Source organism: Coleofasciculus sp. F4-SAH-05 (assembly GCF_040222985.1).
Classification (GTDB): Bacteria; Cyanobacteriota; Cyanobacteriia; order Cyanobacteriales; family Coleofasciculaceae; genus Coleofasciculus; species Coleofasciculus chthonoplastes.
On the sequence record NZ_JAVKBY010000042.1, the window covers coordinates 1 to 8928 of the forward strand.

The 8928-nt window shown below is 44.1% G+C and carries 5 protein-coding genes; 3 read left to right on the forward strand and 2 right to left on the reverse strand.

What is annotated here, in order from left to right:
• Positions 1 to 272: 272 nt before the first annotated feature.
• Both RIG27_RS04575 and RIG27_RS04580 read left to right on the forward strand, forming a co-directional pair.
• Positions 273 to 1169, forward strand: a complete 897-nt coding sequence (locus RIG27_RS04575) for an alpha/beta fold hydrolase (RefSeq protein ID WP_446342870.1) — start codon at positions 273 to 275, stop codon at positions 1167 to 1169.
• A 155-nt stretch (positions 1170 to 1324) separates the two neighbouring features.
• Positions 1325 to 2317: an Rpn family recombination-promoting nuclease/putative transposase gene (locus RIG27_RS04580; protein WP_446342878.1), complete on the forward strand. Its 993-nt coding sequence runs from the start codon at positions 1325 to 1327 to the stop codon at positions 2315 to 2317.
• A 302-nt stretch (positions 2318 to 2619) separates the two neighbouring features.
• Here the strand turns inward: RIG27_RS04580 and RIG27_RS04585 are convergent, their stop codons facing one another.
• Positions 2620 to 5094: an AAA-like domain-containing protein gene (locus tag RIG27_RS04585; protein WP_446342872.1), complete on the reverse strand. Its 2475-nt coding sequence runs from the start codon at positions 5092 to 5094 to the stop codon at positions 2620 to 2622.
• 620 nt (positions 5095 to 5714) lie between these two features.
• A complete protein-coding gene (locus tag RIG27_RS04590) occupies positions 5715 to 6950 on the reverse strand; it encodes a bifunctional sterol desaturase/short chain dehydrogenase (RefSeq protein ID WP_446342874.1) in 1236 nt (411 codons plus the stop codon).
• Between the two features lie 135 nt (positions 6951 to 7085).
• On the opposite strand from RIG27_RS04590, the gene RIG27_RS04595 reads away from it, so the two are divergent.
• On the forward strand, positions 7086 to 8504 hold the full coding sequence (locus RIG27_RS04595; protein WP_446342876.1) for a glycosyltransferase: 1419 nt from the start codon (positions 7086 to 7088) through the stop codon (positions 8502 to 8504).
• The last annotated feature ends 424 nt before the right edge of the window (positions 8505 to 8928 follow it).

Sequence of the window (8928 nt, forward strand, 5' to 3'; positions counted from 1 at the left end):
AACGCATCTACTGGGTAAAAATCTTAGTGCGTTTATAAGACTTTTAGTCTTATCTCCTTAGCAGAAATGGCTTGGAGGGGTATAAAGGCAAAAGTTCCTGATACCCACCGAGAACAGCGGTTCCCAGTGGTAACAGCAGGGCAAGAATCCCTAACTAGATTACTTGTAATTAGTTAGGGTCTGTTCAACACCCGTTAGATTCGTCCGCCCCCATTCCTTAATGCTTACGCTATATTAAGATTAGTTAACGTTACTTAACATTATCGAGAACCATGCAGGCGACCCCCGTTGCAGCAACGGCTACTATTCCTGGCATCTATTGGCAGTGGCGAGGACAGTCGATTTACTACGTCAAAGCAGGTGAGAGGCGATCGCATCATCCCCCTCTGTTACTGATCCATGGATTTGGTGCATCGACAGATCACTGGCGCAAAAATATTGCTGAACTCCAACAGGAGTTTGAAGTTTGGGCAATTGACTTATTGGGGTTTGGACGATCTGCTAAACCAGACTGGCAATATAGTGGGGAGTTGTGGCGCGATCAGTTGCATGATTTTATCACCCAGGTAATTGGTCAGCCTGTAGTATTGGCAGGGAACTCCTTAGGCGGCTATTGTGCGCTGTGTGTTGCGGCGCAACGTCCGGATACGGCTGCGGGGGTGGTGTTGCTCAATAGTGCCGGTCCTTTTACCGAGACGAAGGTTCCAGAGTCCGCAAATTCAGGGCAAAAGGGGTTTAAGAACCTGACGCGATCGCTCTTATTGCAACCTTGGGCGAGTTTCCTTCTGTTTCAATACCTGCGGCGACGGAGGATTATTCGCAGAACCCTTAAGCAAGTCTATTTAGATCACAGCGCTATTACCGACCAACTGGTAGACGATATCTATCGCCCCTCGTGCGATCGCGGAGCCCATAAAGTCTTTGCTTCCGTCTTCAAATCGCCCCAAGGAGAAAAAATCGATGTGCTACTTTCCCAATTACGCTGTCCCCTCTTACTCTTGTGGGGAGAAAGTGATCCCTGGATGAATGCCAAAGAACGGGGAGCAAAGTTCCGTCAGTATTATCCTCAACTGACAGAATACTATCTCCAAGCGGGTCATTGTCCCCATGATGAGGTTCCCGATCAAGTGAATGAACTCTTAAAGTCTTGGGTGATTAAAAATTGTTAACAATTCGGATGTTTTTGCGTCAAAACGGTGTTAGGTGGTAAAGAAAAACAACTGAGTACAGCATAGTTTATAATCCCCGTCTGTTAATTCAATTGAGTACAACGGAAACGATATAATCATTTTTACCCGGATTAAATGGTTGAAGAATTATGACTCTGAGATTTATTAGCCCTAAAACCGACTTTGCCTTCAAGAAAATATTTGGGTCAAACGACAGCAAAGATATCTTGATTAGCTTTTTAAATGCCTTGATTTATGATGCCAATCCAGTGATTCAGGATTTAGAAATTATTGACCCTTATAATCCCGGAGATGTCGTTGATCTCAAAGATAGCTATCTAGATGTCAAAGCCTTACTCGATAATGGCTCAACCGTATTAATTGAAATGCAGGTACTCAACGTGGCGTGCTTTGAGAAGCGCGTCATTTATAACCTGACCAAAACTTATGCGAATCAACTCAAATATGGAGAAGGATACTCTTACCTAAAACCCGCCATTGCTTTAACCATTACCGATTTTCTCATGTTTAACCAAACGCAACGGTTCCTGACACGCTTTGGCTTAAAGGAAACCCAGGAGTTGTTTGATTATCCTGATCCGGAAATCGAGTTAATCTTTGTGGAATTACCTAAATTCACTAAAACTCTTGATGAATTAGATAGTTTAACAGATAAATGGATTTACTTTATTAAAGAGGCTCCCAGCTTGGAAGTCATTCCACCCACATTTAGCCAACTTCCGGAACTAGATAAAGCGATGAATATCGCGAATCAAGCGAATTTGAGTGTAGAGGAATTAGAAAAATTGCGTAAACAAGAAATGTTTCTCGAAGACCAACGGGGATTTATTATTCAGGCAGAGCAGGATGGATTAGCCAAAGGTTTGGAGCAAGGATTAGAACGAGGCTTGGAGCAAGGATTAGAGCGAGGATTAGAGCGAGGATTAGAGCGAGGGCGTCGAGAGGAAGGAATCCGATGGACATTACGTTTACTGGATCGGCAGTTTGGCTTAATTGCTCCCGAAATTATTAACCAGATTCAAAACTTATCGTTTGAACAAGTAGAACGTCTAGGAAATGATGTTTTAGGGTTCAATAGTTTAGAAGACTTATCGAACTGGCTACAAGAAAATGGAATGAACAGGTGATGCTAAGTTGCGTTATATCATATTATCTGGCTCGCTACTAACACCCAATTTAATAAGTTGGTTTCGTAGTAGGCGTTTAGCGCCATAAACGCCCGTATTGCCCACCACAAACCCACCTAGCAAAAATGGGAGCGGTTTTAGTTGTGCCCCGGTTTGTAGTAAGCACGAAGAGTGCTCTAACGCATAGCTGGATAGGGCTAATGTTCCCTCACTACAAAACAAATCTATCCCACAATTTTAGCTGTGTTAGTCCACACGGTTATAGTTATTTGTCAGGGAACAGCAAATTTATAGTTCATCATTTATACTCTATACTGATTAAGCCAGGAAAAATCTCTGACACCAAAATTAACAATAAACGCAACATTTAAATTTTCCATCGATTTAACTAAGTAGAAAACCTCTTCAATCGGTGTCGATTCATAATGACTAAATAAAATGGCTAAACGTTTTTCTAGATCAGGGCGAATGACTTGGGGAGATAATAGGACAATTTTCATTAGTAACACGGTCATTTTTAGCGAACCCAGATTATCAACTAAATCACAGAACCAGTAATGTTGGGGTTTTTCCAGACTTTCAACAACGAGTAAATCAAATAACTGACTACAGGTTTTTCCAATCAGAGAAGTGTCTACTTTATGATGGTCACACTCAGTTAGCGTATTTGTTAGGTGCTTATTCAACAATCCATAAAAGTAGTGTTGTCCATAACTTGGATCGATCGATGTGATTAAGTATTGATATAAATCTTCCTTAAATAAGGAATAGGATGGCGTCATACAAGTATGATTGAGAAAATTTTGCGCCAATTCACGGTAAGTATAAGAATTTTCTGCTTTTCCACAAAACTGTTGCAATGCCAGATACAATTCCTCATCATTCAATAGGGTAGGATTTTTTAGCGGTTTTTTTATAACGCGATCACAGGATTGATTTCCGGCAGCGAGATAGATAGCATACTGCCAAAGCTCGGATTCTAATTGTTGCTGTTTTTCCGCTTGGAGTTTTTGGATCGTTTGCTGAGCTTCTTGGGAACAGTCTTGACTTAATAAGTAATAGGAAAATAAGAAGGGATACTGATTAATTAACTGAGCTAATTTTTGTGGTTTGGGTTGTGCCGTTTTTTCTTCCTTTACTTTTTGGGTTGAATCCTCATCAATGACTTTTCCAATCCGTTTTAAGGTGCGATACTCTTCTGAATCAATAAACGTTTGGATGAGTTGGCGTAAATGACTAGAGCTAGGTTGGACTTGACTTTTAAACAGACCCAGCAAATTCGCGATCGCGACATCTTGTTTCGGTGTTATTTGCCAACGATTCACTAGGATATAACAACACCGAGACAGGATATGTTTAAAGTCTTGATTCGCTTGTTTAGATGCTGTAATTCTGTAGAGTGCTGCTAAAATAGTCGGTTCTGGATAGTCTATACCATGGATGAACAATTGACGGAACCGATCAATTAATTGCTCTGGAGATTCCCGTTGTACACAGTCAATCAGGTGATTGTAAATCAGTTCAGCTTCTAGGCTTAATTTGATGTCTCCTCGGTCACTATCCGCCTGGTTATTGGGTTTGAGGGAGGGAACAGGTTGAGGGAGATTAGGAAAGTTCTGCTGAAGCCACTGTTGATTAAAAACAGACTGGTAAATCGGGTTATAGACTCGTAATTTGCCATTCTGCTTGACCACGACTCCAGTCAATCGTAACTCCATCTGTAAGAGACTGTCATTAGCCGCAATTTGTCCACGTTGTAAAATTTGCTGATAGAGCGCAATCATTTTCGGATTACCCCGTCCACCTTGAATCAAGCGATTGCGGATCGTTCTTAGATGTTCTGGTTCATCAAATGCTTCCCAGTTTTCAATCACTTGGTTTTGTATCAGGTGTTCAATCCAAGCTGAGACTTTGGCTGTATTTAGTCTCGGAAAAATTTTCTTGAGCGGATTAGGTTGCCAGGTTTCCCTAGTTTTAGATGACTGTCTTTGTTTCTCAATAGAATGACTGACTAACTTACACAGTTTTTGGGTGAGAAACGGTTGACCTCCTGTCCAGGCTAAAACGTCTTGGAGAATTATATCGGGATGACTAACTTGTCCGACAAATCCCTCCGCTAAGGGTCGAATATCTTGGAGCTGAAAACCAGACAGTTCAATGGCTTTACCAATATTGAAGGGGGTACTCCGGTATTTATCTTGAATTAAATCTGAAGGTGTCGCCACGCCAAGGAGGGCAAAGGTGAGGCGTCTATAGTTAGGATTATTGCCTCGCTGATTATAGCAAGATTTAATTGAGGCGAAGAAGTCATCAACGGGAAAGTTTAAGCGGATAACACTATCGATTTCATCGAAAAAAATCACCAAATTATCAGGGATTTCTCGAAGTAATACCTCATCAATAAACGTTCTAAACCGTTGGACAATGGAGAGGGTTTGGCGAGTAGACCACCAGGTTTCTAGTTCACCCGCGTCCATGAGATTGAAGCTACTCGCTAAGGTGTAGACAATACCGGCATACCACTGTTCCAGGGTAATATTTTGGCATCCGATCGCACTCAAGTCAACCGCCGTGCAAGCAATCCCCACCAGCTTCAGGCGCTGCATCGTGCGAACCCGTAAGCTAGACTTCCCCATCTGGCGGGAGTTGAGGACATAACAGAACTCGCCAGCTTTCAGCGCTTCGTAGAGTTGATTGTCAGCTTGTCGAACCACGTAGGTGGGAGCGTCAATGGGGAGACACCCCCCAACTTGATACTCGTAGGCTGAGTTTTCCATGGCAATCACGGGACGCACCTGGGGTTTAGGTAAAAATACTGGATTTCTCTCTGACAGAATTGTATCCTACATTGCTATATTTCCTAGAACTGAGAGCCTTATGCACAAAACCCCAGTGCCTGTTTCAACCGCCCGTCATTCACGGAGTTAACATCGTTTGGCTGTAAATTAATCGTAAACCTTTACAATTAACTTCATTGAATCTTCATAAAATGAGCAATATTTTCGGGCTAGTGTGAAGATTCCATGAAGATAGTGTAGAAATGTTGTGTGCAAAGTCTCTACAATCTGGACATAAAAATCGTAGGGTGCGTTAGCGTAACTGGACATAAAAATCGTAGGGTGCGTTAGCGATAGCGTAACTGGACATAAAAATCGTAGGGTGCGTTAGCGATAGCGTAACGCACCAACCCGTCGTTAGCGATAGCGTAACGCACCAACCCGTCGTTAGCGATAGCGTAACGCACCAACCCGTCAGGGTGCTAAAACAACAAGCGGAAATTGAGTAAAGGGCGACCCGACAAAATTGAATGGACACAGTTTTTAATTGATGCAAGCGGGTCGCCCCTACCTTGAACTGGTGTGTCTTTCACTACAGGAAATAAGAACGAGAATTGTCATCATTTAACTGATGATTCTGACGCTTTGTGACTAAAAAATCGAAAATATAGACTGACAAAGAACTCTTTAATCGGAAAGGCTAAAAAGGTTAGCGGATTAATCGTGACGATAATATTCCGGACATCTCGCACCGCTAAGTTAACAATTTGTTTTGCCACCCAATCCGCAGACATGACGCCAATGGGATTCAAGTTACTCTTAAACGGTCCTAAAATAAGTTTGCGGATTACACAAGGCGCGTCTAGGCGGCGTAATGTGACTAAATCCCCTAAAGCCCGTTTGCTTAATTCATACAGAGGACTGACGGCGGGACTAACTTCGGCTTCGGAGGTATTGATCCAGACTTCCTTGCGGGCAATATCTTGATTGGTGCGAACGGTCTGCAAAAATAATTCTAATAACCGCCAACTAGAGAATGTATTCACATCATAAGATTTCGCGATCGCGTCAGCGGTTCTTTCTCCATGGACGTTAATCCCGTGATTGAGGATCAGAATATCAACTGATTCTAACTCAGCCGCCATCTCAGATTCTTGTCCCACTTGCCAGGTTATCGTTTTCACCGATAACGGTTCACCCGCTGCGGTTAAAATAATTGGGTCTGACTTCGAGGTTAACCCGATAACTTTAGCCCCGCGCTGGTGCAACTGATACAATAGCGATCGCCCCAATGTGCCAGACGCCCCAGTAACGGCTACCGTTTTACCTTTCAGGGATAGCGCCGTACCCATAAGTTTATCGACGAAGGTCAATGTGCCACAATAATACGCCTTTTGGTTATCAAAGTGATGTCGCCAATGATAGGGGCGATTGACTGTCCAGTTTGAGGGGGGAGTCAAGAATTGTCCCGGACGATGGGTTAAGTCGGTTAATTCATCCGCACCAGAGAGTCCACTCCCTCGCGCGATCGCACCTGCTAAAAAGCTTAACGTATAGAGGACACCTGCCAACGCCGCCCAATGGGGTTCACTCCAGATATAGGCGACTCCCCACAACCCCAAGCTAAACAGCAACATCACCAGGGATTCCGGTAAATCATTGTACCAATGGGCTTGGCGATAAATTTGCTCACTAGCCGGGGTTAAATCCGGCTTGAACACCCGATGGTGCCAAACGTGCAACCGATATAAGGGTGTCCAATGATGGGACAAGACGTGATAGAAGTCGCGGATTAGTTCCACCCAGAGGACGGAACCCAGTCCCCATGCTGCTGTACTCAGAAACGATATCACCATACAAACCCTATATCCTCAGCCATGCAGAACGAGCAAACGTTAAAATACTAGAGTATTCTCCTCAAAGTATAAAAAAATTAACGAAATAAGATACAATTAGATACAATTTGCGTGGGTGGAGAAATCAAGGAGCGTATGCCAGAGAACTCCTGGACAGAGAATAACCATAGCAGTGAGCTTGATCCCCTTAGCTCTCTGCTGTCTGAGTGGTCTGAAGATGATTTTGAGAGCGACTTTTTCTTTCAGGGACTCGAAGGGCGACGACGCAAAGCGGCGTTGGCGCTGACCCTGATTTGGGGCGGGACGATCACTCTGCATCTGCTGTCCTGGGGGTATTGGTTAGTCTTTGGTTTAACCGCAATCCTGGGGATTCAGGCGATACGGGTATTAGTAGCGCGACCCATACGAGTGCCGAAACTGCTACAGGGGGAGAATCCGGCTGATTTTCCGTATGTCTCCTTACTGGTGGCGGCTAAGAATGAAGAGGCGGTGATTCAGAACTTGGTGAGGATGCTGTGTAACTTAGATTATCCCAAGGAACGCTGCGAACTCTGGGTAATTAATGATCACAGTACGGATAAAACCCCAATCCTTTTAGATCAATTGGCGGCAGAATACGATCAGTTAAACGTATTTCATCGTGATGCCAACGCCACAGGCGGTAAATCAGGAGCATTGAATCAGGTATTACCCTTGATCAAAGGAGACGTTATTGGTGTCTTTGATGCCGATGCTCATGTGACTCAAGATCTACTGCGGCGAGTGCTGCCCATCTTTAACCAGTCGAGAGTCGGCGCGGTACAAGTGCGAAAAGCGATCGCGAATGCGCGTCTGAATTTCTGGACAAAAGGACAGATGGCAGAAATGGCACTAGATAGCTATTTCCAAAACCAACGAACTGCCATTGGTGGGATTGGTGAACTCCGGGGAAATGGTCAATTTGTGCGTCGTGCGGCATTAGAACGCTGTGGCGGCTGGAATGAGCAAACAATTACCGATGACCTGGATTTAACCATACGTCTGCACCTGGATCGATGGGATATTCGTTTCCTAGAATTCCCGGCGGTGGATGAGGAAGGTGTGATTAGCGCCCTCTCCCTCTGGCATCAGCGGAGTCGTTGGGCAGAAGGGGGATATCAGCGTTATTTAGACTACTGGCGTCTGATTGCTAGTAATCGTCTGGGTTTGAGCAAAACTATCGATTTATTCTCATTTTTAATTATTCAGTACTTATTGCCAACGGCGGCTATACCGGATTGTTTAATGGCGCTGCTTCGTAGTCGTTTACCTCTGTATAGTCCGATTACTGGATTAGCGCTTACGCTGTCGTTTATTGCCATGTTTACCGGATTGCGTCGGATTCAACGAGATCAACCCTTGACAATCGGCACTCTATTTCTCAATGTCTTGCAAACAGTGCGTGGTCTTCTTTATATGATGCATTGGATGCTCGTCATGTCAGCTACAACCGCTCGTATGTCCGTGCGTCCTAAGCGATTAAAATGGGTAAAGACGGTGCATCAGGGGACAGGGAAAGAAAGTTTTGAGTTTTGATCAACCCTTCGGCTTCGCTCAGGGTCAAAATAATCGGATCAGCGAATGTAGGGTGGGCACTGCCCACCTTATACCAAGTTTGCCCACCTTATACCAAGTTGCAGTCTAAGGTAGAATCTGTCATGCTGAGCAGAACGCAGTGAAACAGAGTGACGCTCGCGCATCTGTCCAGATTCTTCGCTTCGCTCTCCAATGACATGATAGAACGCAACTTGGTATTACTCTGTTACTCCCAGACGCTGGGTAGCGAGCAAGATGCTCGCACTACAAGGATTTTGCCATTATTGACCGAGAACTAGGGATACAAGCCTCGTCCTTTTAGGACGACTTTTTATTTTCTCTTAGTCTTGTATTGTAATAAATAATGTGTTAATCTCTAAAATTAGTCTAGCACAGGCGAAAGTCGTGAGTATCGCCAATCGAT